We start from the raw sequence: 25,952 nt of genomic DNA, 5'->3' as shown, positions 1-25,952 counted from the left end.
AATGTGAAACCGGATGTCTATTTCTCAAATCTGAAATGCCATTTTATCTACCAATGCCCTAAAGTTAGTAGCATAAAATAATAATTAGAGATAATGGTATGGCAAAATTGTTATTAGGGATGATTTTATTATTAGGGATTCAGCCTGTATTTGCTTCTGAATTCGATGACTTAGAACTTACTTATAGTGACAATAAAGAACAATCTTCAGGATGGTTTCTATCATCACAATCTCGTCATCAACAGGCATTTGATGTTTGGCAAATTGACAGCGGCTACGCATATACCATAACCAAAAACACTCAACTTTATTTAAGTACTCAATTAACATCAGGTACAGCAGTCAAGCGAGGTTCGAGAGGAATTGCATCAGGTGTTAAATACAATCTCACGCCGAAAGTCAGCCTACAAAGTGAAATAAATACAGCCACAACTCAAGAGAAAACAAAATTAGGAATAGAGGTCAGTAGTCAATATGATGTATCAGACCAACTAAACCTTAGAGCGACTGTTGATTATGAAGAGCTCGAACAAGTCATAGAATTTGGATTAGGGTTTAGCTTCTAAACGCCTCTCCCTAACGAATCTAATACAGATAAATCTAATGCGTGTTTAGAGAGAATGATTCCGTTTAAATCGGCATAAATATAATCACCAGGATACACCAACTTTTCACTGATATTTAATGTCACATCAAGCTCTCCCATTTGACGCTTGACGGTCTTAATAGGGCACCCTCCTAATGCTTTAACACCTAAATTTAATGTCGCTAATGTTGCTATATCACGAACCGCACCATTAACAATTATCCCTTGCCAATTATTCTTAATCGCCAACAAGGCTAATTGATCACCAAGTAACGCACGTCGACAACTACCATGACCATCAATAAATAACACTTTACCTGTGCCGTCTTGAGATAATATGTCGCGTACTAAACTATTATCTTCAAAACATCGGAGCGTGACACACTGTCCGTAAAAGATATTTTTTCCACCATAATCCTGACAAGCCATTGCCAAAAAATGGATATCTTGTTCATAGTGATCGCATAAATCAGGCAATAAATCTTTCATTATCACTCTCCTTGATATCAGTTAACGTCATCAATATTTACTTTGTCTAACATTAAAAAGCTGATTAACAATGCTATCTACCCATTAATGGTTAGCTGCAGAAAAACAGTACCACTCGAAATAAAGACTTCGTTATAAACAAAATAGTTATGAAGACGAGGCTTTAACGACTTTTAGCGCCAATCTAATAAAAAATCGGGTTTAAATTCATCACACATAAAACATGCAACACAACGACGTCAATGTTACAATTAAAAACATAACGTAAATAACATGTTGTCGATACTGTAAGTTATAGCTTGAAAAACACACAATCGGTATATTTTTCATGAACATTTAACGTGAGATTAATCTACAGACTTGAGTTTTGTCTATATTGTTAAAAATAAGAGTGAATAATCTATCTTTCTCATTCTGTTTGATATAAATCAACAAACATATAAATAGCTATACTAAACAAACACACAACATTGTTAGAGAGCTGTTAAGTGAATACAATCGCTGCATCAATTAGGGAGAGTGTAGCCAACACCTCAGTTTATGAGGTATTTCGATAGTTTTAACTATCGGGAAAAGGACGGTGTACCAACATAGGCAGCGATTTCGTAACAAATAAGTATTATTGTTAATACTTTGCCTATATGTGAATTTTTTTTATAGAATTTAACTTACTCTGTTCATCGCAGATTTGGTTTTTGATATTAGGTACTGCCAATGCAAACCCCTCACATTCTTATCGTAGAAGACGAGCACGTAACACGTAACACCCTAAAAAGTATTTTTGAAGCGGAAGGTTACACAGTTTTTGAAGCGAATGATGGCGCAGAAATGCACCAAATGCTTTCAGAGAACCCTGTTCACCTTGTGATCATGGATATTAATCTACCAGGTAAAAACGGTCTTCTACTTGCTCGTGAGCTTCGTGAACAAGGCGATATGGCGCTAATGTTCTTAACAGGTCGTGACAACGAAGTAGATAAGATCCTTGGTCTTGAAATTGGTGCTGATGATTACATCACAAAACCTTTCAACCCTCGTGAATTAACTATTCGTGCACGTAACTTACTGACTCGTGCTATGAACCAAGGTCTTCCTACTGAAGATAAGAAATTGGTTGAGCGTTACGAGTTCAACGGCTGGTCTCTTGAAATCAACAGTCGTTCACTAGTAAGCCCAAGCGGTGATCAATTCAAGCTTCCACGTTCTGAATTCCGCGCATTACTTCACTTCTGTGAAAACCCAGGCAAGATCCAAACTCGTGCAGATCTTCTTAAGAAGATGACGGGGCGTGAGCTTAAGCCACATGATCGTACAGTTGATGTAACTATTCGTCGTATCCGTAAACACTTCGAATCTGTTGCTGATACGCCAGAGATCATTGCAACAATTCACGGTGAAGGTTACCGTTTCTGTGGTGATCTTGGCGAAGAGTAATTCGTTAAGTTCAGACCATAATAAAAAAGGCTCCTAAGGAGCCTTTTTTATATTTAATGTAATACCACCACTCTATTTCTCGTACTGCTTTAACCATGTTTTCAGCACATCAATATCGTTTTGATAACCATTTTTAATTTCATCAACCCAGTCATTGATATTCTCCCACCAAGCAGGAAGTTCAGGAGACTGTGCTTTTTGTGCAACTTGCTGAATGTGCTTTAAGCCGATAGAGCCAGCTGCTCCTTTAATCTTATGTGCTTCAAACTTAATCCCATCTTGATCTTTTGCCACCATATTTGAATCTAAAATAGCAATATAATCTGGCATCATTTTTTCAAACATTTCGATGCTTGCATAAACAGGTTTAGTGCCGACGATATCGACATACGATGTCAACATTTCTAAATCAAGCAATTTATCAACCATGGTATCACTCGGCTTAGAAACGTTTGTTTCAGTTTCAACCTGAGCTGCAACTTCATCTTCTTCATAGCTACAACTTAATACTAAATTTTCAATCACACTGGTGATAGCTTTCACGCTCAATGGTTTACTCAGTGCTTCATCCATACCTTTATCGATGTACTCGGTTTTATCACTAATCACATTTGCTGTTAGCGCCACTAGCGCTGGAAGATCTTGGTATTTTTCTCGTAGTTTCTGCGCAATATCAAAGCCTGTCATATCGGGTAACTGAATATCTAATAAGACCAAATCATAATCTTCTGGTTTAAACATCGCTAAGGCTTCATCACCTCGCATTGCCACCGTGACTTCATGACCTAAACTTTCAAGCAAAGATTTAGCAACCGTAATATTTAACTCAATATCTTCAACCATAAAGATACTGAGTCCGGTAAGCTCTGGTTTTACTTCTGTCACGATTTCTTCTTCAATCACACCCTCAACCAGCGGTACGCGGATCTTCACAGTAAAGGTACTACCTGCACCAACCTCAGAATCAACGGTAATATCTCCCCCCATAAGTTGAACAAGTTGACGAGAGACAGCAAGACCAATACCAGTGCCTACCGCATGAATATTGTCATCACCTTGCTTAACTTGATAATACATGGCAAAGATATTATCGATTTCAGACTTAGGAATACCAACACCGCTATCTTCAACTTCAAAGATAATATCAGCATCGTGCTCATGAATTTCGCTGCTAACTGATAAAATCACGCCACCTTGTTTAGTAAACTTGGTCGCGTTACCAATTAAATTCCACAGCACTTGTCGCAAACGCGTACTATCCACTTCAATATTATTTGGTAGATCGGATAAGCATTCCAAATCAAAGCGTAAGCCTTTTTGTTCAGCCATCAATTGTGAAATATTACTCATTTCATCGATAAATTCATGGAAATCTAATGGCTTAGGCATTAATTCTAAGCGTCGACGATCTGATTTATCTAAGTCAATAATATCGTTGAAAATGTTACCTAAAGTGATCGCACTAACATGTACAGTACGTAAATAACCACGTTGTTCATCCGTTAAATCGGTTTCAAGTAACATTCGACTTAAACCAACAATACCATTAAGTGGGGTGCGTAACTCATGACTAATAGTTGAGATAAATGAGGTTTTATCGCTACTGGCTTTTTCTAACGCATCTTCATATTTTTTTCGTTCAGTAATATCACGTCCAAATCCCATCAATCCCAAACGACGTCCGTTACGGTTATAAAATGGCACTTTACGTAGTTCAAATAATGCACGCTTTCCGTTTGGGTACACCAACCATTGCTCATCAGTCATCGCATTATTTTCATTAAACAGCTCTTCATCTGTTTTAATGATTCGTTTAGCAACGTCTTCAGGATAAACATCCCACGGAGTTAACCCCACCAGCTCTTTTTCTGTTTTACCCACTAACTCCGACATTGCACGATTGCAGCCTGAAAATTGATTTTTTTCATTACGGTAGTAAATCAAATCAGGAGAAGCATCTAAAAAAGACTTTAATAACGCACTTTGTTCAGCCACTGCCACTTGAGCATTTTCACGCTGATACACCTCATTTTCGAGATCTTGCATCGCTTCTTCACGGGCTTCTTCCGCTTTTTCTCTTTCTTCTATCTCCAAATTTAGTTGCGCAATATTGTCTTGAAGTTGTTTGTTTAACTCCATATCTCGCGAACGCATCTCTTCTAGTTTTGTCACTAACTTAGATAAGCGTTGACGTGAATCTTCTAACTGATCAACCACAACAGATAGAAAATAAACCGCCCAAGGCGTAATCAATAAACCAAATGTCACTGATCGCACAATATCAATATCATTCACGGTGCCATGTAACACTAAAGTTACGCCAACCTGAACAACAACGGCTAGTGCAACTAAGGCTAACGCAAGAAGTAGGCTAAAACGAACGATCCCTAACTTAACCATAAGATCGACATAAAATTGAGCTAATATTTTGACTTGTTTCATCACTGAATACCAAAAGAAGAAAGATGCCGTCAACGCGACAAGTAAGCCTGTTAATCATAAGCGCTGATATCAATTGCGCAAAAATAAAAGGCTGAAACTGTAACCTTTATATACAAAAAAGCCCACATCACGTAGGCTTTGTTTTCTATTCTATTTTAATTGTGGTTGTTGATACACAAAAGCATCATTAATTAGGGTTCCTTGCCCACCGTAACTATCTAAATTACGCCCAATTTCCGTCATTGCTAACCAGCGATTTTCACACCACATCGGTGCCAGTAACGTTGGCCTGCGTGCTGCTGCTGAAACGCGATGATAAATCACATTTGCAGGGGTTAATCGAATCATTTCACTCGCAATGTCGGTGTATGCTTCAAGACTAATAGGATCTAAACGTTCCGCTTTAAATGCTTGTCCCATTTTACTGCCTTCAACAATATGTAGAGGGTGAAGTTTAATACCATCAACTCCTACCGCGACGACTTTATTTAAGGTATCGATATTATCTACTTTGGTATCACCCGGTAAACCCACAATTAAATGAGCGCAAACCTTGATCCCTAATGCTCGCGCACGTTGAGTGATCGCTGTATAACAGGCAAAGTCATGGCCTCGGTTAATCCGTTTTAATGTCTTGTCATTCGCAGTCTGCAGCCCAAGCTCTAGCCAGATTTCATAGCCTTGTTGTACATAAGAAGATAATAACTCCAATACGGCATCAGGCACGCAGTCAGGGCGAGTCCCCACACATAAACCTACAATATCAGCAGCTCTTAATGCTTCTTCATACATTTTCTTCAACGTTTGCACTTCAGCATAAGTACTGGTGTAAGCCTGAAAATAGGCTAAATAACGTTTTGCACGATGAATTTCACCAGCGCGCTCTGCTAATTGCTGTTGAATAGGCAAAAACTGGCTATTTTCATCCGCAAAAGAGGCAACATTACAAAAAGTACAACCGCCCCGACCGATCGTTCCATCGCGATTAGGGCAACTAAAACCACCATGCAGAGTTAACTTATGGACTTTTTCTCCATAACGACGTTGTAAGTCTTGACCAAATGTATTGACGAGTTCGTGCAGTTGCATTGCGTTACCTGATTGCAAATAAATAGCCGTAAACACCGCGATGAATAGCGAGCAATATTAAAAAAGAGCCGCAAGATAACATCAATTACAAGTAATAAATTTGTGCTAAAACAAACAAAGTCCTTTCCTTTCATCAACAAAAAAGACACTTAATCGTAAATAAAATACAAAAATGCTTCTCTTACAACACGATATTGTCTTCTTATGAATATCCACTCAACAAAATGTTTTTTGCATTTAAACGCAACTGCGAATAATTATCATCGTTAACTAGGCTTTTTTATGTTTAACAATGCAACAAAATAGCAATATTATGATAGCTAAGTGTTAATTTTTATTGGTAATTAATGTATCAAAATTGTAGGATAGTTACACTTGTGTGCAATTTCTGAACAATAAAAGCGACGCCATCACCCTACTTTAAAGTGATTTGTGTCGCCCTTTCTCAAGAAATACAGTGTATTCGTTCATAGCAAAGCGAAAACAGCAAAATTAAGTTTGCCAATAAAGGACGATTTCATCCTTGTGCAAACACTCAATCATGCAGGGTAGAACAGGATAGTTCATTTCAATACCGCATGATTGTGACAATAAATTAGGGATAACCAAGCCTTAGGAATATGGCTTGATGCAACTGGAAGGATGTATCTATGACAGATCAAGAGCTGAACGATCAGGGACTTTATGTACCTGAAATGGAGCACGATGCCTGTGGTATCGGCTTTGTCGCCCACCTAAAAAACCGTAAGTCTCACCAGATTGTTACTCAGGCTCTCGATATGCTAGCGCGTATGGAGCACCGTGGCGGTCAAGGTTGTGATCCATGCAGTGGTGATGGTGCAGGCATTTTGCTGCAAAAGCCCCACGAATTCTTATTAGAAGAAGCACTGACACTCGGTATTAAATTACCCGCCTTCGATAAATATGGCGTCGGTGTGGTGCTATTTCCAAAAGATGAGCATAAACGTCAGCAATGTCGTGAGATCTTAGAACGTAACGCTAAACGCCTTGATCTTGAAGTGATCGGCTACCGTGTGCTTCCAGTTGATAACTCAATGATCGGTGAAGATCCATTAAGCACAGAACCACAATTTGAGCATGTCTTCATCACTGGCGGCGCAAACTTAGATCCAGCCGTATTAGAACGTAAACTTTATGTATTACGTAACTATACTGTACGTGTTTGTCTGGAAAGCGTCTCGAATATTGGCGATGACTTCTACATCAACTCTCTGTCATACAAAACTTTGGTTTACAAAGGCCAGTTAACCACAGAGCAAGTACCTCAGTACTTCCTTGATCTACAAAATCCAACGATGGTGACCGCACTTGCATTGGTTCACTCTCGTTTCTCAACCAATACATTCCCACGTTGGCGCTTAGCACAGCCTTTCCGTTACATTGCTCACAACGGTGAAATCAATACCGTTCGTGGTAACTTGAACTGGATGAAAGCCCGTGAAGCGATCCTTGAGTCTGATTTATTTAGTCAGCAAGAAATCGATATGCTACTACCGATTTGTCAGGAAGGTAGCTCAGATTCATCTAACTTCGATATGGCACTAGAGCTGCTAGTGCTTTCTGGTCGTAGTTTGCCACATGCATTAATGATGCTTATCCCTGAAGCGTGGCAAGAAAACAAAAACATGGATCCTAAGCGTCGTGCTTTCTATCAGTACCACGCCAATATCATGGAACCATGGGATGGCCCAGCCTCTGTTTGTTTCACCGATGGTGTTCAAGTAGGTGCAACGCTTGACCGTAACGGTCTACGTCCATCACGTTATACCGTGACTAAAGATGATTTCCTTGTCATGGCATCTGAATCAGGCGTGGTTGAAATTGAGCCTGAGAATGTCCAATTCCGTGGTCGTCTGCAACCGGGTCGTATCTTCGTTGCTGATCTAGAGCAAGGTCGTATTATTTCTGATGAAGAAGTAAAAGACAGCATTGCGACAGCACAACCGTATGAGCAATGGGTTAAAGACAATCTATTAAGCCTAAAAACGCTACCTGAAGCTGATAATATGCATCATCAGCCAACACCTGAGCGTTTATTACATCATCAACAAGCGTTTGGTGTGAGCTCAGAAGAAGTGAACGACATTATCGTTCCCTTAGCGAAAACAGCTTATGAGCCACTAAGTGCAATGGGTGCAGACTGGCCGCTAGCCGTGCTTTCTCATCAATCCCAGCACTTATCAAACTACTTTAAACAGCTATTTGCACAGGTGACTAACCCGCCAATCGATCCAATTCGTGAGCGTATGGTAATGTCATTGAATACTTACCTCGGTAAAGATCAAAACCTGCTGGCTGAGACACCTGCGCATTGCCAAAAAGTTGAACTTGAATCTCCTGTTCTTTCTAATGCTGAACTTGAGAAAATCCGTGCGATTGATAATGAACATCTACAGTCGAAAACATTGGATATCGTATTTAGTGCAAGTGGCGAACCAGGCAAGCTAGAGCGTGCACTGAAACGTATTTGTCAGTATTCAGAAGATGCAGTCATTGATGGTTATTCAATCATTATTCTAACTGACCGTGCGGTTAACTCTAACCATGCCGCTATTCCTGCAATGCTGGCTGTTGGTGCGGTTCACCACCACCTGATCCGCAAAGGTCTTCGTGCGAAGTGTGACATCGTAGTTGAAACCGGTGATGCACGTGAAACACACCATTTTGCAACCCTAGTTGGTTACGGTGCTAACGCAGTTAACCCATATCTAGTCACTGAAACACTGGTTGATTTACAACGCAAGCGTAAACTGGATCCTGAATTACCGACAGACACTTTATTTGATAACTACCGTAAAGGGGTTAACGGTGGTCTGCTGAAAATCTTCTCTAAGATGGGGATTTCAACGCTACAGTCATACCACGGCGCACAAATTTTTGAAGCTCTTGGTATCAGTAAATCTGTGGTTGATAAGTACTTCACCGGCACTGTAACGCGTATTCAAGGTCTAACGATTGATGATATCGCGCAAGAAGTCTTAGTCCGTCATCGTGTTGGTTACCCTACTCGTGAAATCCCAGTACAAGTTCTTGATGTAGGTGGTGTATATCAGTGGAAGCAACGTGGTGAGAAACACTTGTTTAACCCTGAAACCATTTCACTGCTGCAACAATCAACCCGTGAAAAAGATTACGCGCAATTTAAGCAATATGCGAAAGCTGTTGATGATCAAGGTGATAACGCTGCAACACTTCGTAGCCAACTTGATTTCATCAAAAATCCTGCAGGCTCTATTCCACTAGAAGAAGTAGAACCAATCGAGAATATCCTTAAGCGTTTTGCGACAGGTGCAATGAGCTTTGGTTCGATTTCTTACGAAGCACACTCAACACTGGCTGTTGCGATGAACCGCATCGGTGCAAAATCTAACTCAGGTGAAGGTGGTGAAGATCCAATTCGCTTTGAGAAGAAAGACAACGGTGATTGGGAACGTTCTGCTATCAAGCAGGTGGCATCAGGTCGTTTTGGTGTAACCTCTTATTACCTAACTAACGCTGATGAGCTGCAAATCAAAATGGCTCAAGGTGCGAAACCGGGTGAAGGTGGTCAGCTTCCAGGTGATAAAGTCGATGACTGGATTGGTGCAACACGCCACTCAACACCAGGGGTTGGCTTAATTTCTCCGCCACCTCACCATGATATTTACTCAATCGAAGATTTAGCCCAGCTGATCTACGATTTGAAAAATGCCAACCGTGCGGGTCGTGTCAACGTTAAACTAGTATCAGAAGCAGGTGTAGGTACGATTGCATCAGGCGTTGCTAAAGCCAAAGCCGATGTTGTTCTTATTGCAGGTTTTGATGGCGGTACAGGTGCATCACCAATGTCATCGATTCGCCACACAGGTTTACCGTGGGAACTAGGTCTTGCTGAAACGCACCAAACGCTACTGAAGAACGGCTTACGTAACCGTATCGTAGTTCAATCTGACGGTCAGATGAAAACACCACGTGACCTTGCCATCGCCACTCTTCTGGGAGCCGAGGAATGGGGCGTAGCAACCGCAGCACTGGTTGTTGAAGGTTGTATCATGATGCGTAAGTGTCACAAGAATACTTGTCCTGTTGGTATCGCAACACAGAACAAAACATTACGTGAGCGCTTTGATGGCCGTGTAGAAGACGTTGTGACTTTCTTCCAATACATGGCAGAAGGTTTACGTGAAGTAATGGCAGAGCTTGGCTTCCGCACTATTGAAGAAATGGTAGGACAATCTCACAAGCTGAAAGTCCGTGATAATGTCAGTCACTGGAAATACAAGAATCTCGATCTTAGCCCTGTACTTTACGTTGAAAAGCCACGTGCTGAAGATGGTATTTACAACCAGCGTCCTCAAGATCATGGTTTGGATAACGTACTAGACCGTCAATTGATTGAACTTGCACAGCCAGCACTGACAGAAGGTAAAGCAGTCAACGCTGAATTGCCTATCATCAATACCGATCGAAGTGCAGGTACTATGCTGTCGAATGAAATTTCGAAAGTATACAAAGACAGCGGCTTACCACAGCCGATGAACGTGAAGTTCTTTGGTTCAGCAGGTCAAAGCTTCGGGGCATTCCTTGCTAAAGGCGTGAAATTTGAAGTTGAAGGCGATGCGAACGATTACTGGGGTAAAGGTCTATCAGGCGGTACGCTAGTACTCTACCCTGATGCGAAATCTGACATCGTTGCTGAAGATAACATCGTTGTGGGTAACGTTTGTTTCTACGGCGCAACATCAGGTGAATCTTACATTCGCGGTCTTGCTGGCGAGCGTTTCTGTGTTCGTAACTCAGGCGCACAAGTTGTGGTTGAAGGTGTCGGTGATCACGGTTGTGAGTACATGACAGGTGGTGTTGCCGTTATCCTTGGTCAAACAGGTCGTAACTTTGCTGCTGGTATGAGTGGTGGTGTTGCTTATGTTTGGGATCAGTTCGATGACTTTGAAACCAAATTAAACCCTGAGTTAGTCGATTTAGATCCAATCGAAAAAGAAGATCAAGCACTGCTACTGAACATGCTAACTAAACATGTTGCATTAACAGGTAGTACGGTTGCAGAGCTTTTCCTATCTAACTTCGAAGATAACTTGAAGAAGATGGTGAAAGTTATGCCAAGGGATTACAAAGCCGTATTACTAAAGCGTAAAGCTGAAGCTCAAGACAAGGAAGCGTTGGAGGCAATCAATGGGTAAGCCAACTGGATTTTTAGAATTTGGCCGTGAATTGCCAAAAAAATTGGATCCGAGTGTTCGTATTCAAGATAACAAAGAATTCGTTTTAAACGATGAATTTGGTGACAAGATCAATGAACAGTCATCACGCTGCATGGATTGTGGTGTACCGTTCTGCCATAACTCTTGTCCAATTGGGAATATTATTCCTGAATTTAATGATGCGGTTTACCGCGATAGCTGGGAAGAAGCGTGGAACATCCTAAGTTCAACGAATAACTTCCCAGAATTTACTGGTCGTGTGTGTCCTGCCCCTTGTGAAAGTGGCTGTGTATTAGGTATCAACCAAGATCCCATCACGATTTGTAATATCGAGAAAACAATTGTTGAAACAGCTTACCGTGAAGGTTATGCCAAGCCTAAAACACCACGTTCTCGAACAGGTAAAACCATTGCAATTATCGGTTCAGGCCCTGCTGGCTTATCTGCCGCAGAGCAGCTAAACAGCGCAGGTCACACTGTGACAGTGTTTGAGCGTGATGAAAAAGTCGGTGGCCTTCTTCGTTTTGGTATTCCTGACTTTAAGCTAGGTATGGATATCATTGATCGCAAGATCAACCTAATGGCTGAAGCTGGCGTTAAATTTGAAGTTAACGCGCATATTGGTGTAGATATCAATGCTAAGCAATTACGTCAAGACTTTGATGTCGTATTACTTACAGGCGGCTCAACCGTTCCTCGTAACCTGCCAATCCCTGGTCGTGAACTAAATGGCGTACACTTTGCGATGGAATTTCTTGCGCAAAATAACCGTCGTGCCAACGATATGGATTTAAAAACCGAAGAAATCCATGCCAAAGGTAAACATGTTGTGGTTATTGGTGGCGGTGATACAGGTTCTGACTGTGTAGGTACATCAAATCGTCACGGTGCAGCAAGTATTACTCAAGTTGAGATCATGCCTGTTCCACCTGAAAAGCGTCCAGCTAATCAGCCATGGCCGTCATACCCAATGATCATGAAAACATCAACTTCACATGAAGAAGGTTGTGATCGTTACTGGAACATCTTAACCAAAGAGTTTATCTCTGATGATAACGGTAATGTGAAAGGCTTACGTATTGCTGATATCGTTTGGCAAGAAGCAAAACCAGGCGAGCGCCCAGGATTTGATGAAGTTGAAGGTTCAGAGCGTGTGATTGCCTGTGATCTTGCTTTCTTAGCTATGGGCTTCTTACACCCAGAACCAACAGGTGTTCTCGCTCAACTTGATATCGCATTAGATGAGCGTGGTAATGTTGCAACTGAAGATTTCGCGACTAACCAAGCCGGTGTATTTGCCGCTGGTGATATGCGTACAGGTCAATCATTGGTTGTACGTTGTATTAACGAAGGTCGAGAGTCGGCTCGTGCAGTTGATGCTTACCTTATGGGTAATACAAACCTTGAAGCAAAAGCTGATTCATTAATGCTTTCTTAACTTCTACGTAAAGTTAATCTTTAATATAAAGCCAGCTCAAATGAGCTGGCTTTTTTACTGTTATAACTCTCAATATTCAATGTTAGCCTCAACATTTCCCCATACTTCCCTGAAAACCTATACTTAATTATTAATATTAAGACTTTAATCACGCCCTTCCAATCAGGATAAACACTTGCCATTCACTATATTTAATTGAAGTTTAAGATGTTATTACTATTTTAATGTACATCATAATATTTAGCGCTAGTTGTTATGTCTATTTGACCTTTTTGTAAATTATGGGTACTTTGATGAATCGCAGGAAGCATACTGATGATCAGGATGATTATCATATTGATGCAGTAAACCTGTTTATGCCAAACAGGTGCAAGGGAGAGTTGCAATGTCACTGTATGACCCATCACTGGAAAAAGATAACTGTGGTTTTGGTCTGATTGCCCATATTGAAGGCCAAACCAGCCACAAACTTGTTCGTACCGCTATATCCGCACTAGATCGCATGACTCACCGTGGCGGTATCGCCGCTGACGGTAAAACAGGTGATGGCTGTGGCCTATTGATTAAAAAACCAGATAATTTCTACCGCATTATTGCTGATGAAAAAAACTGGAATTTATCCCGTGAATTTGCCGTAGGACAAATTTTCTTAAGCCAAGATCCGGTACTCGCCGAGCAAGCTCGAACCATAATTAATGAAGAGTTGGCAACAGAAACATTATCGATAGTAGGTTGGCGTGAAGTGCCTGTAAACCCTGCCGTTCTCGGTCCTATTGCTCAAGAATCCCTACCTAATATTGAGCAAGTCTTTATCAATGCCCCTGCAGGTTGGAAGCCTCGCGATATTGATCGCCGCCTCTACATCGCTCGTCGTCGCATTGAAAAACGTATTACCGAAGATAGTGACTTCTACATTTGTAGCCTTTCTACTCAAGTGATTGTCTACAAAGGCTTATTCATGCCTTCTGATCTACCTAAATTCTATTTAGATTTGGGTGATATTCGATTAGAGTCGTCGATTTGTCTATTCCACCAGCGCTTCTCAACCAATACTCAGCCGCGCTGGCCGTTAGCACAGCCTTTCCGTTATTTAGCCCATAATGGTGAAATCAATACCATCACCGGTAACCGCCAATGGGCACGAGCACGAGGCTATAAATTTAACTCCCCATTGCTGCCTGATTTAAAAACAGCAGCGCCATTTGTTAACGAAACAGGCTCTGATTCCTCTAGCCTTGATAACATGCTAGAGCTATTTTTATCTGGTGGTATGGATCTATTCCGTGCCATGCGCATGCTTGTTCCACCCGCTTGGCAAAACCACCCTGATATGGATCCAGCACTGCGTGCTTTCTACGATTTTAACTCGATGCACATGGAACCATGGGATGGCCCTGCTGGTATCGTAATGTCTGATGGACGTTATGCTGCTTGTAACCTTGACCGAAATGGTCTTCGTCCTGCCCGTTATGTGATCACCAAAGATAAATTGATCACCCTAGCATCTGAAGTCGGCATTTGGGATTACACCCCAGATGAAGTCGCTGAAAAAGGCCGTGTTGGTCCCGGTGAATTATTAGTTATTGATACAAAGTTTGGCAAAATTTGGCATTCATCCGATATCGATAACGAACTAATGGGGCGTCATCCTTATAAAGCATGGATGGATAGTCACGTTAAACGCTTAACTCCCTTTGAACAATTAGGTGATGAGCAAGTAGGTTGCCGATCGCTCACTGATGACGAACTGTCGGTTTATCACAAGCAATTTGGGGTCAGCAGTGAAGAGTTAGATCAGGTACTGCGTGTTGTAGGTGAAAATGGTCAAGAAGCCACTGGTTCGATGGGTGATGATGCGCCAATGGCAGTATTATCCTCAAAAGAACGACCGATCACCGATTACTTCCGTCAAATGTTTGCACAGGTCACTAACCCACCTATCGATCCACTACGTGAAAAGCATGTCATGTCGCTCGCTACCTGTATTGGTCGCGAAATTAACGTGTTTTGTGAAACCGATAGCCATGCACAACGTGTAGCGTTTGGATCGCCAGTGTTAGTGTATTCTGATCTTGTTCAATTACTTGAGTTAGATGATCAATATTATGCCAACAGCATTATTGATATTAACTACAATCCAAATGAAAAAGATCTCAAGCAAGCACTAATAGATCTATGCGATGAAGCTGAACGTGTCGTAAGAGATGGCGCAGTGCTGGTTGTTTTATCAGATCGCGGGATCAATAAAGATAAGTTGCCAATTCCAGCAGCAATGGCTGTGGGTGCGGTTCAAAAACGTTTGGTTGATAATAACCTACGCTGTGATACTAACATCGTGGTTGAAACAGCAACCGCCCGCGATCCTCACCAATTTGCAGTACTTCTAGGCTTTGGTGCCACAGCTATCTACCCTTACCTTGCTTATGAATCACTCGGTAAGTTGATCGATGCAGGAGCAATTAAGAAGTCTTACCGTGAAGTGATGAGTAATTACCAAAACGGCATGAATAAAGGTCTATTTAAGATCATGTCGAAGATGGGGATCTCGACCATTGCTTCATACCGCTGCTCAATGCTATTTGAAGCTGTCGGTTTAAGTGATGAAGTCGTTGAGCTTTGCTTTAAAGGTGTTTCGAGCCGTATTGCAGGCGCTGACTTTAGTGACTTCCAACAAGATCTATTTAACTTATCGCGTAAAGCATGGTTGAAACGTAAACCCATTGAACATGGTGGTTTACTGAAATACGTGCACGGCGGTGAATTCCATGCTTATAACCCTGATGTTGTCGGTACACTGCAAAAAGCCGTAAAATCAGGCGACTATCAAGATTACTTAGCCTTTGCTAAAGAAGTGAATGAGCGTCCTGTGGCTGCTATTCGTGACTTATTTAAGCTAAAAGATGGCACAACATCGATTCCGGTTGAACAGGTTGAAGCTGCAACTGAGCTTTATAAGCGTTTTGACTCAGCCGCAATGTCGATTGGTGCATTAAGCCCCGAAGCGCACGAAGCGTTAGCTATCGCCATGAACCGTTTAGGCGGTTGTTCAAACTCAGGTGAAGGCGGTGAAGATCCTCGTCGCTTTGGTAACGAACGTAACTCACGCATTAAGCAGGTCGCATCAGGTCGATTTGGCGTAACTCCACACTACCTTGTGAATGCTGATGTTATTCAAATCAAAGTAGCACAAGGAGCTAAACCAGGGGAAGGTGGTCAACTACCCGGCCATAAAGTGACAACTGAAATCGCGAAACTGCGTTATGCGGTACCGGGTGTTACCCTGATCTCACCACCGCCTCACCATGATATTTATTCGATTGAAGATTTAGCTCAGCTGATCTTCGATTTAAAACAAGTTAACCCAAGTGCCATGGTATCGGTCAAACTGGTATCTGAACCTGGGGTTGGCACCATCGCAACGGGTGTAGCTAAGGCCTATGCTGATTTGATCACCATTTCAGGTTATGACGGCGGTACAGGTGCAAGTCCATTAACATCGGTTAAATATGCCGGTAGCCCATGGGAGCTTGGTCTTGCTGAAACTCAACAGGCACTCGTGAGTAATGGCTTGCGTCACAAGATCCGTCTGCAAGTCGATGGTGGCTTGAAAACCGGCCTTGATGTTGTAAAAGCAGCAATTTTAGGTGCGGAAAGCTTCGGTTTTGGTACCGCGCCAATGGTTGCTCTAGGTTGTAAATACCTGCGTATTTGTCACCTTAATAACTGTGCGACAGGTGTTGCGACCCAAGATGAAAAACTACGTCGTGATTTCTTTAAAGGCTTGCCTGAACAAGTTATGAATTACTTCATCGGCGTTGGGCAAGAAGTACGTGAACTATTAGCGCAATTAGGTGTAGAAAAGCTCACTGATCTGATTGGTCGTACCGATCTTCTTGAAACATTGGAAGGCTTTACAGCGAAACAAGCCAAGCTTGATTTAAGCCCAATTTTGGTTGCTCCAACACCGAAAGAAGGTAAAACACTATACTGCAGCGAGCCTAACACACCATTTGATAACGCAGAGCTAAGCCAGACTTTAGTCGATCAAATCTTACCTGCGATTGAAAGTCGTAGTGGTGGTGATTTCTACTTTGATATCTGTAATACCGACCGCTCTATTGGCGCACGTTTATCTGGTGAAATCGCCCTGCGTTATGGCAACCAAGGTATGTCTGCAAGTCCAGTAACACTGCACTTAACCGGTACTGCGGGTCAGTCTTTCGGGGTGTGGAATGCAGGTGGTCTAAACCTGAAATTAACAGGTGATGCAAACGACTATGTCGGTAAAGGCATGACGGGCGGTATTATTACTATTCGTCCACCACAAGGTTCTGCATTTAAATCAAGTGAGGCGACCATCATTGGTAACACCTGTTTGTATGGCGCAACGGGCGGTAAGTTATTTGCTGCAGGTAAAGCGGGTGAGCGTTTTGCTGTGCGTAACTCAGGCACCATTACCGTTGTAGAAGGTGCTGGTGATAACGCATGTGAATATATGACCGGCGGTATCGTTGCTATTTTAGGTAAAACAGGCGTTAACTTTGGTGCCGGTATGACAGGCGGTTTTGCTTATATTCTTGACGAAGATGGCGATTTCGCAGGACGCGTAAACCCAGAGCTAGTTGAAACATTACCTCTTGACGAGCTACAGATCCATCAAGAACATCTACGTGGTTTAATCGACCGTCACCTACAAGAAACAGGTTCAAGTCGAGCACAAGAAATTTTGGCGAACTTTGATCAATGGATCCCGAAATTCTATCTTGCGAAGCCGAAGTCAGCAGACATTAATACCCTGCTGGGTCACCAAAGTCGTTCAGCTTCTGAACTACGTCTTCAGGCGCAATAAGGGAGGGAAACCGAATGAGCCAGAATGTTTACCAATTTATTGACGTCGAACGTATCGACCCACCAAAGAAACCGCTAAATGTACGTAAAATAGAGTTCGTTGAAATATACGAACCGTTTACCAAACAGCAGGCAGGTGCACAGGCTGATCGTTGTTTAGATTGTGGTAACCCTTATTGTGAATGGAAATGTCCTGTTCATAACTATATTCCTCAATGGCTAAAATTGGCCAATGAGGGGCGTATTATTGAAGCGGTTGAGCTATCTCACCAAACCAACACCTTACCGGAAGTATGTGGACGTGTTTGTCCTCAGGACAGGCTATGCGAAGGTTCTTGTACCTTAAACGAAGATTTTGGTGCGGTGACAATTGGTAATGTTGAAAAATACATTACCGATAAAGCCTTTGAGATGGGCTGGAAACCAGACATGTCAGGGGTCGAGTGGACAGATAAAAAAGTTGCGATCATCGGCGCAGGCCCTGCCGGATTATCTTGTGCTGATATTCTTGTGCGTAACGGGGTAAAACCTGTGGTGTTTGACCGCTACCCTGAAATTGGTGGCTTGCTGACCTTTGGTATTCCATCATTCAAGCTTGAAAAAGATGTAATGGTTAACCGTCGTAAAATCTTTACTGAAATGGGGGTTGAGTTTCAGCTCAATACTGAAATCGGTAAAGACGTCACGATGGAATCGCTACTGGCTGACTACGATGCGGTGTTCTTAGGTGTTGGCACTTATAAAAACATGCGCGCAGGATTGGAAAATGAAGACGCAACTGGCGTCTATGACGCACTGCCATTTTTAATTTCTAATACCTACAAAGTCATGGAACTAGAAAGTCCATCGACATTCTTAGATATGAAAGATCAACGCGTGGTCGTACTCGGTGGTGGTGATACCGCGATGGACTGTGTCCGTACTTCTATCCGCCAAGGTGCAAAAGATGTGGTGTGTGCTTATCGTCGTGATGAAGCCAATATGCCAGGTTCAAAACGTGAGGTAAAAAATGCCCGCGAGGAAGGCGTAAACTTTATGTTTAACCTTCAGCCATTAGGTATTGAAGTGGATAATTCAGGCAAAGTAACTGGCGTTAAAGTTGTGAAAACAGCGTTAGGTGAACCAGACAGCGCTGGACGTCGTCGCCCTGAACCTGTCTCTGGTAGTGAGCACGTATTAGGTGCAGACGCTGTGATCATGGCGTTTGGTTTCCAACCTCACGCGATGCCATGGCTGACACCATATGATGTTGAACTGGATCAATGGGGACGGATCAAAACTTCATTCGATGCACACTTTGCCTATCAAACCACAAATCCGAAAATCTTTGCCGGCGGTGATGCGGTTCGTGGTTCAGATTTAGTGGTAACAGCCATTGATGAAGGCCGTAAAGCAGCTGATGGCATACTAGATTATCTCAACGTCTAAATACGTTAATTAAACAGACAAAAGCGGATGGGTAACCTTCCGCTTTTTTATTGATTAAAAATTAGCGCTCGATAACTTTTGGTATAAATTCTATCGCTCATGGTACACTAATTACACGACAGCACCTTCGGTGCACCGCTTGAACAACAAGAGAACGAATCAATGAAAATCGGCATTATTGGCGCAATGGAGCAAGAAGTTGCGATCCTAAAAGCACAACTAGAAAACTGCGAAACACACAACAAAGCAGGTTGTACTCTCTACACCGGTACGCTAAATGGTGCTGATGTTGTTTTGTTACAATCTGGTATTGGTAAAGTTGCAGCAGCAGTAGGCACAGCCGTATTACTTGAAACGTTCCAACCTGATGTTGTGATCAATACAGGCTCTGCTGGCGGTTTTGAATCAAGCCTTAACGTTGGTGATGTTGTGATCTCAACGGAAGTTCGCTACCACGACGCAGACGTAACGGCATTTGGTTATGAGATCGGTCAAATGGCACAACAACCAGCCGCTTTCCTATCTGACGAAAAACTAATGGATGTAGCAGAGCAAGCACTGGCTGCTTTACCTGAAAAGCCACACGCTGTTCGCGGTCTAATTTGTACTGGTGATGCATTTGTATGTAGCGCTGAAAAACAAAACTTCATTCGTACTAACTTCCCATCAGTAGTTGCAGTTGAAATGGAAGCGGCAGCAATTGCTCAAGCTTGTCACCAATTCAAAGTACCATTTGTTGTGGTTCGTGCTATTTCTGATGTTGCAGATAAAGAATCGCCAATGAGCTTTGATGAGTTCCTGCCACTTGCAGCAAAAAGCTCATCAATCATGGTTGAGAAAATGGTTGAGTTACTTAAGTAATCTCCTTGTAGTAACTAATTTAAGTGGCCTTGCTTAGCATCTAGCCTAAAACGAGAATAGCTGTCACGGATGATGGAATCACTTGTTGCGTTACTCACAACTAATAGCTCCCTACTCGCTTTGTGGGGAGCGTTATTATTGCACTGGGTTTTACCCATTCCCTACCCACTTCATCCCATTGTTATTTGGCAACGTCTCGCACTGCTCATTGCAGAGCGTGTTAATCACCCGAAAGAAAATCCTTCTCAACGTATTCTTGCAGGCTCACTTGCTTGGTTTTTAATGTCAGGCACGGTACTGATCTTATTGTTCGCTTTTAGCCAACTGGTTTGGTATCAAACAATTTTCCAAATGACCCTGTTGTGGATGGCAATAGACTGGCAAACATCAGCTAAATTAGGCAAACAATTTAACCAAGCCTATAACCTTGAACACAAAGGCAGGTGTCGTGAGTTATTAGCCGATCACATTAATCGTAATACTGAAAATTTATCACTACTTGGACTAGGTAAAGCGGGTGCTGAAACCCTATTACTTGGTTACGGACGTAATGTCATTGGCGTCTTATTCTGGTATGCCATTGGTGGTGGTATTGCGGCGATTATGTATCGTTTAGCCATTAGCCTTGCGCGATCTTGGTCACCAAGCCGTGAACAGTTCCGCTTTTTTGGTTTACCCGCGATTCGCATCGCACTTATTTTAGATATTGTGCCGCTGCGCCTGTTTGCTCTATTAATTACCCTTGGCCAAAATGCCAAAAATGCTTTTCATGGTTTAATGCAGCAAGGTGAAAATTGGCAGCTACCAGGGCCGGGTTGGTTATTAGCCGCAACCGGACACAAACTGTCTTTATCCCTTGGCGGCCCTGCAATGTACAACCAAGTGAAAATGGAACGACCGCGTATCGGAGGGAAAATTGCCCCCGCATCGTTACACCTTGCACAAATTCAGCAATTAATGACAAGTCGTTTATGGTGTTGGATCATTATCGAAAGCGGCTTACTGATCATTTTTCACGGACTAGCTTAATGCGCTTCCTACTTCTCATTGCGGTTATATTCCCATTCACCTCAGCCTTTGCAGAACAATCACTGTCTGTTCAACGCATTATTAGCTTATCGCCACACATGACGGAGCTGGCTTACAGTGCGGGCTTGGGGGATAAACTGATTGCCGCCAGTGATTACAGTGACTACCCAGATCAGGCGAAAAAATTAGAACGTGTTGCAAATTATCGCGGCATTAAAATGGAACGAATTCTTACTTTAAAGCCTGATTTAATTTTGGCGTGGAAAGGAGGGAACCCTAGTCGTGAAATGGCTCGCTTACAACAACTTGGGATTAAGATCTTTTATTCAAATCCAACGCAATTAACCGATATTGCAGATACGATTATCAAACTGGGTAAATTTGCTGATGATCCAAGTCAATCGATTACTGCAGCTACAACATTTAGAACACAACTCGCCAAAATTAAAGCACGCTATCAGAACAAGTCTCCTGTACGTTACTTTTATCAATTAAGTGATAGCCCAATGTTGACGATTTCAGATGGCAACTGGCCGACTCCTGTCTTTAATATTTGTGGAGGAGAAAATATTTTTGCCACCAGCAGTGCTGCTTATCCACAAGTCAACCAAGAGCAAGTTGTTGTGCGCCAACCCAATGTCATTTTCGGCTCAAGTCATGCAACGTCAAAAGAAAATAGCCCATGGTTAAATTGGCAAGGAAAGCTGCCTGCAGTCGATAATCATCATCTTTATCAACTCAATAGCGATTGGTTAAACCGTCCTACACTACGTACGATTAAGGCCATAGAACAAGTGTGTCAACGACTGGATAATGTGCGAAAGTCTTGATCTTTGCTGTGAATAATCTCACTAAAGATGGAATTTATAGTTGTACCTCACCATTTAGACAGTACAATCGCCTGCCTACTTTCCCCCCTTTTCCATTAAAATAGGGATAAACATGCTCATCTATATTCTCGATATGTTTGGTACTGCAATCTTTGCAGCCTCGGGAGTACTCATGGCGGGGCGATTACGCATGGATCCTTTTGGCGTTGTCGTGCTAGCCAGCGTCACAGCGATTGGTGGCGGTACTATTCGTGATATGGCGTTAGGTGCGACCCCTGTATTTTGGATCACTGATACCAATTACTTATGGGTAATTTTTATTACCTGTATTATCACTATGCTCGCCACCCAACGTCCCAAGCGTATGCCATGGTATTTTCTTCCTGTCGCTGATGCGATTGGATTAGCGGTCTTTGTCGCTATCGGGGTTGAAAAGTCATTACGTTATGGCGCATCACCAATGGTCGCTGTGATCATGGGGGTGATAACAGGTTGTGGTGGCGGTGTGATCCGAGATGTACTCGGCCGTGAGATCCCAATGGTTTTACGTACCGAGGTTTATGCAACAGCCTGTATTCTAGGCGGTATGGTACATACCATTGGATTATCTTTAGGTGTACTGCCTTCTGTTGCTGCAGTGATCGGTATCTTTACCACACTCACAATAAGGCTCGCAGCCATTAAGTGGAATCTGTCTCTGCCTGTTTTTGCACTGCGTAATTAACAAAAAACCGCCAACACTGGCGGTTTTTTTAACGCTATACAAACAAGGCGAACTTATTCTTCAATCGAGGGTTGGCGACGTTTAAATCGACGAACAAGCCACCATCCAAGTATACAAACAAGTACTGCAACGACAGACCAACATTGCATTTGATATTTATGGTAGAAAGCTAAAATAGGCCCTAATTCATCATGTAAATAAGCAGGCGCAACACCAAATACCAAGAGCCAAATCGTTACCGCTAAGAAGTTACCTAATAGGAAAAGTTGTACAGGCATTTGTGCAATACCACAACCAATACACATGAACTGTTTAATGCCTTCAACAAAACGACTGATCACAAGTCCTAACATGCCATAGTGATCAATAAACTGATGCAACTTCGTCAGCGTTCGCGGTTTAATCCATTCTTTCTTCGTTAAAATATGACCAAACTGGCGCCCAATAAAATAACCAATGCAGTTACCAATAAAGCTGCTTGCCCAAGCAACAGATAACACCATAGGTAATGACATTTTACCGGTAGATGCTAATAGACTTGCAACAATCAATAACGACTGACCAGGAGCTGGAATCCCCATACCTTCAACAGCAATTGCCAATGCCAAAATGTAGTACCCATATTGCTGCAGCAGTGGGGTAAGTTCAGTAATAATATGTTGAATCGATTCCATAGCCAGTCGATATAAAAAGAAGAGTAATTTTTTATAGTAGCTTGTCTATTGTCGTCGGCATAATGATCAAAGCTAGAAAGTAAGCTTTCACAAACCATTCAACATTAAGATTTAAAGCCAAGTTGTTATTTATAAAGACTATTTGTTCGATAATAAAAAAGGACGCAAATACGTCCTTTTTTATTTAGATAACGCTGCGAGATAAATGTGATTATTTAATCGTCACACGAGCAAACTTTCGTTTACCCACTTGGAAAACATAGTTGCCAGCAGTTGGTACTAGTTTCGTGTCTTCTACTTTTTCTCCATCTTGCTTTACAGCACCTTGGCGGATCATACGCATTGCATCAGAGGTTGAATTAACCAGTGCTGCTTCTTTTAATAAGTTCGCAATAGGAAGACCGGCTTCGAATTCAAACTCCGGCATTTCATCAGGTAGGTTACCTTTTTGGAAGCGACTGATGAATTCTTGCAATGCCGCTTCTGCCGCTTCTTCTGAATGGAAACGTGCAATGATCTCTTTTGCTAGTAGGAACTTCACATCACGTGGGTTTTTACCTGCATCGACATCAGCTTTAAACTGAGCAATTTCATCCATTGGACGGAATGAAAGCAATTCAAAGTAGCTCCACATCAGATCGTCAGAAATAGACATGATCTTACCAAACATCTCACTTGGCGCATCGGCAATACCAATGTAATTATGTGCCGATTTAGACATTTTCTTCACGCCGTCTAAACCCACCAGCAATGGCATCGTCAGTACGACCTGCGGCTTTTGGCCATGTGATTTTTGTAACTCACGACCCATTAACAAGTTGAACTTCTGATCAGTACCGCCTAACTCTACATCTGTTTCCATTGCTACTGAATCGTAACCTTGTAGTAATGGGTACATGAATTCATGGATCGCGATTGGACGATTCTCGCCGTAACGCTTTTTAAAATCGTCACGCTCTAGCATACGAGCAACGGTTTGATTAGACGCTAAACGGATCATTCCCTCTGCACCTAACTCTGATAACCATGTCGAGTTAAACGCAATCGTAGTTTTAGCTGGATCAAGGATCTTAAATACTTGTTCTTTATACGTTTCCGCATTACGTAATACATCTTCACGCGTTAATGGCGGACGTGTTGCGTTCTTACCCGTAGGATCGCCAACCATACCGGTAAAATCACCAATCAAGAAAGTGACTTCGTGGCCTAATTCCTGAAAAGTACGCAACTTATTAAGAATAACCGTGTGTCCAAGGTGAATATCAGGGGCTGTAGGATCGGCACCTAATTTAATCCGTAATGGACGGTTTTCTTTTAGCTTTGCAATCAGCTCAGCTTCTGGGATAAGTTCTTCTACCCCACGTTTTATCTCAACAAGTGCTTGTTCAATGCTGGCCATTCTTGTTCGCTCCCACAAAATTGGCAAAAATAATAAGCCGACCATCTTACTTGAATAGCACGCTTTTTTGAAACCAGTTAGACTGAAGGTCGTTTATTTTTTCGGAATATATGTGAAAAATTTAGTATGAAAGGAACTTCATCATCTCGTTTTCCACGGAAGAATCTCTTTTTTATCATAGTGATCAGCATTGCAATGCTAGGACTTGCGATAATGCCGAGTTCTCAACAAGAAACCGTTTCTCATGTTGAGCGTAAATTTAAAATAGGCAAACCTTACCCTATTGCTATTTCAACCACTTCGACTACACCTCTTTCGGATAAAAACCAAACAGCAGAATTAACGTGGAAAAAACATGTTATTGAAAGTGGTGAGAGTTTAGCGATCGCATTTGATAATATTGGCCTAGATAGCAAGACTCTGCATACACTGATCAATACTGATGACAATACCAAGCAATTAGAAAGACTCCGTCCAGGTAATCTCCTTAAATTTGGCTTTAATAACAAAGGGGCGTTAGTTGAGCTTCGCCAACCTCGTAATCATTTAGAAACCTTGATTGTGCGCCATGATGGCAATACCTTCACCAGTGAGATGGATAAAAAAGAAATAGAAACACAGACTAATTTCTCTCATGCCACCATTGAAACCAGTTTTTGGAGTGCGGCAGATAAAGCTGGATTAACCGCTAATCAAATTATGGAAATTGCCGCACTGTTTGGTTGGGATATTGATTTTGCACTCGATATTCGTGAGGGTGATAAATTTGAAGTGTTATTTGAACAGCATTATTTAGAAGGCAATCCAATCGATCGCGGTGAAATTTTAGCGGCAACCTTTACCAATATGGGACAAACTTTTACCGCTGTCCGTCATCAAAATGGCAAGTATTACGACAAAAACGGTCAAGCGATGCGTAAAGCTTTTCTTCGCTCTCCGGTTAACTTCCGTTATGTAAGTTCCAACTTCAACCCTCGCCGTTTACACCCAGTAACAGGAAAAGTAAAAGCACATCGAGGCACTGATTATGTCGCTCCTGTAGGTACACCTATTTGGGCTGCTGGTGATGGTGTAGTTTTAAAATCTGCCTATAACAAATACAACGGTAACTACGTATTTATTAAACACAGCTCAAAATATGTTACCAAATACCTCCACTTAACTAAGCGTATGGTAAAAACAGGGCAGCGAGTAAAACAAGGTGATACTGTCGGTACTTTAGGAAGTACAGGTCGTGTTACAGGGCCTCATCTACACTATGAATTTTTGGTTAATGGCCAGCATAAAAATCCACGTACAGTAGATTTACCGCAAGCCAACTCCTTATCAGGTAACGAACAAATAACGTTCAAAAAGAAAGCAAAACAACAACTTGAGCATATTCAACAATTGAGCACATTAGTTGCTAACAATGACATATTATTAAACTAACCCTTTGTTTAGATACAAAAAAGCCGACAAT

16 protein-coding genes are annotated in these 25,952 nt (G+C 42.1%); 11 read left to right on the top strand and 5 right to left on the bottom strand.

Going from position 1 to position 25,952, the window contains the following annotated elements; genetic code table 11:
* Nucleotides 1–98 precede the first annotated feature (98 nt).
* Entirely contained in the window at nucleotides 99–566 is a 468-nt protein-coding gene (locus tag I3259_RS07295; RefSeq protein ID WP_238029020.1) for a hypothetical protein, read from the top strand.
* Here I3259_RS07295 and I3259_RS07290 read toward each other — a convergent pair.
* Nucleotides 563–1,075 carry a putative 4-hydroxy-4-methyl-2-oxoglutarate aldolase gene (locus I3259_RS07290; protein ID WP_238029019.1) on the bottom strand — a complete coding sequence of 171 codons (513 nt, stop codon included), beginning with the start codon at nucleotides 1,073–1,075 and terminating at the stop codon, nucleotides 563–565. The genes I3259_RS07295 and I3259_RS07290 overlap by 4 nt on opposite strands.
* 714 nt (nucleotides 1,076–1,789) lie before the next feature.
* Between I3259_RS07290 and arcA the strand changes: the two genes are divergently transcribed.
* Nucleotides 1,790–2,509 (top strand): two-component system response regulator ArcA, encoded by a 720-nt coding sequence (arcA, locus tag I3259_RS07285; RefSeq protein WP_008988472.1) that lies wholly within the window; start codon nucleotides 1,790–1,792, stop codon nucleotides 2,507–2,509.
* A 72-nt stretch (nucleotides 2,510–2,581) separates the two neighbouring features.
* Here the strand turns inward: arcA and arcB are convergent, their stop codons facing one another.
* The gene (arcB, locus tag I3259_RS07280) at nucleotides 2,582–4,951 is read right to left on the bottom strand and encodes an aerobic respiration two-component sensor histidine kinase ArcB (protein ID WP_238029018.1); all 2,370 of its coding nucleotides are present in this window, start codon (nucleotides 4,949–4,951) and stop codon (nucleotides 2,582–2,584) included.
* 150 nt (nucleotides 4,952–5,101) lie between these two features.
* Entirely contained in the window at nucleotides 5,102–6,040 is a 939-nt protein-coding gene (locus I3259_RS07275; protein ID WP_238029017.1) for a TIGR01212 family radical SAM protein, read from the bottom strand.
* Nucleotides 6,041–6,690: 650 nt separating this feature from the next.
* Between I3259_RS07275 and gltB (I3259_RS07270) the strand changes: the two genes are divergently transcribed.
* From gltB (I3259_RS07270) to I3259_RS07235, 8 genes are all read left to right on the top strand, one after another.
* Nucleotides 6,691–11,238 carry a glutamate synthase large subunit gene (gene gltB, locus I3259_RS07270; protein WP_238029016.1) on the top strand — a complete coding sequence of 1,516 codons (4,548 nt, stop codon included), beginning with the start codon at nucleotides 6,691–6,693 and terminating at the stop codon, nucleotides 11,236–11,238.
* The gene (locus I3259_RS07265; protein ID WP_045083715.1) at nucleotides 11,231–12,697 is read left to right on the top strand and encodes a glutamate synthase subunit beta; all 1,467 of its coding nucleotides are present in this window, start codon (nucleotides 11,231–11,233) and stop codon (nucleotides 12,695–12,697) included. Before gltB (I3259_RS07270) ends, I3259_RS07265 begins: the two co-directional genes overlap by 8 nt.
* A 385-nt stretch (nucleotides 12,698–13,082) precedes the next feature.
* Nucleotides 13,083–17,546 (top strand): glutamate synthase large subunit, encoded by a 4,464-nt coding sequence (gene gltB, locus I3259_RS07260; protein WP_238029015.1) that lies wholly within the window; start codon nucleotides 13,083–13,085, stop codon nucleotides 17,544–17,546.
* A gap of 14 nt (nucleotides 17,547–17,560) precedes the next feature.
* On the top strand, nucleotides 17,561–18,973 hold the full coding sequence (locus I3259_RS07255; protein ID WP_107260540.1) for an FAD-dependent oxidoreductase: 1,413 nt from the start codon (nucleotides 17,561–17,563) through the stop codon (nucleotides 18,971–18,973).
* 162 nt (nucleotides 18,974–19,135) lie between these two features.
* On the top strand, nucleotides 19,136–19,834 hold the full coding sequence (gene mtnN, locus I3259_RS07250; protein ID WP_107290882.1) for a 5'-methylthioadenosine/S-adenosylhomocysteine nucleosidase: 699 nt from the start codon (nucleotides 19,136–19,138) through the stop codon (nucleotides 19,832–19,834).
* 72 nt (nucleotides 19,835–19,906) lie between these two features.
* The gene (locus I3259_RS07245) at nucleotides 19,907–20,863 is read left to right on the top strand and encodes a cobalamin biosynthesis family protein (protein WP_238029044.1); all 957 of its coding nucleotides are present in this window, start codon (nucleotides 19,907–19,909) and stop codon (nucleotides 20,861–20,863) included.
* On the top strand, nucleotides 20,863–21,693 hold the full coding sequence (btuF, locus tag I3259_RS07240) for a vitamin B12 ABC transporter substrate-binding protein BtuF (RefSeq protein ID WP_238029014.1): 831 nt from the start codon (nucleotides 20,863–20,865) through the stop codon (nucleotides 21,691–21,693). Before I3259_RS07245 ends, btuF begins: the two co-directional genes overlap by 1 nt.
* 112 nt (nucleotides 21,694–21,805) lie before the next feature.
* Nucleotides 21,806–22,417: a TRIC cation channel family protein gene (locus I3259_RS07235; protein ID WP_238029013.1), complete on the top strand. Its 612-nt coding sequence runs from the start codon at nucleotides 21,806–21,808 to the stop codon at nucleotides 22,415–22,417.
* A gap of 53 nt (nucleotides 22,418–22,470) precedes the next feature.
* Here I3259_RS07235 and I3259_RS07230 read toward each other — a convergent pair whose 3' ends face one another.
* Nucleotides 22,471–23,091: a DedA family protein gene (locus tag I3259_RS07230; protein WP_238029012.1), complete on the bottom strand. Its 621-nt coding sequence runs from the start codon at nucleotides 23,089–23,091 to the stop codon at nucleotides 22,471–22,473.
* 211 nt (nucleotides 23,092–23,302) lie between these two features.
* On the bottom strand, nucleotides 23,303–24,490 hold the full coding sequence (gene tyrS, locus I3259_RS07225; RefSeq protein ID WP_238029011.1) for a tyrosine--tRNA ligase: 1,188 nt from the start codon (nucleotides 24,488–24,490) through the stop codon (nucleotides 23,303–23,305).
* Nucleotides 24,491–24,703: 213 nt separating this feature from the next.
* Between tyrS and I3259_RS07220 the strand changes: the two genes are divergently transcribed.
* Nucleotides 24,704–25,921 carry a peptidoglycan DD-metalloendopeptidase family protein gene (locus tag I3259_RS07220; RefSeq protein ID WP_238029010.1) on the top strand — a complete coding sequence of 406 codons (1,218 nt, stop codon included), beginning with the start codon at nucleotides 24,704–24,706 and terminating at the stop codon, nucleotides 25,919–25,921.
* Nucleotides 25,922–25,952: the final 31 nt, after the last annotated feature.

Origin of the sequence: Photobacterium sp. Ph5 (assembly GCF_022129445.1) — a bacterium.
Taxonomy (GTDB): domain Bacteria; phylum Pseudomonadota; class Gammaproteobacteria; order Enterobacterales; family Vibrionaceae; genus Photobacterium.
Note: the sequence above shows the minus strand (reverse complement) of the source record. Positions and strands in the feature narration are given on the sequence as shown.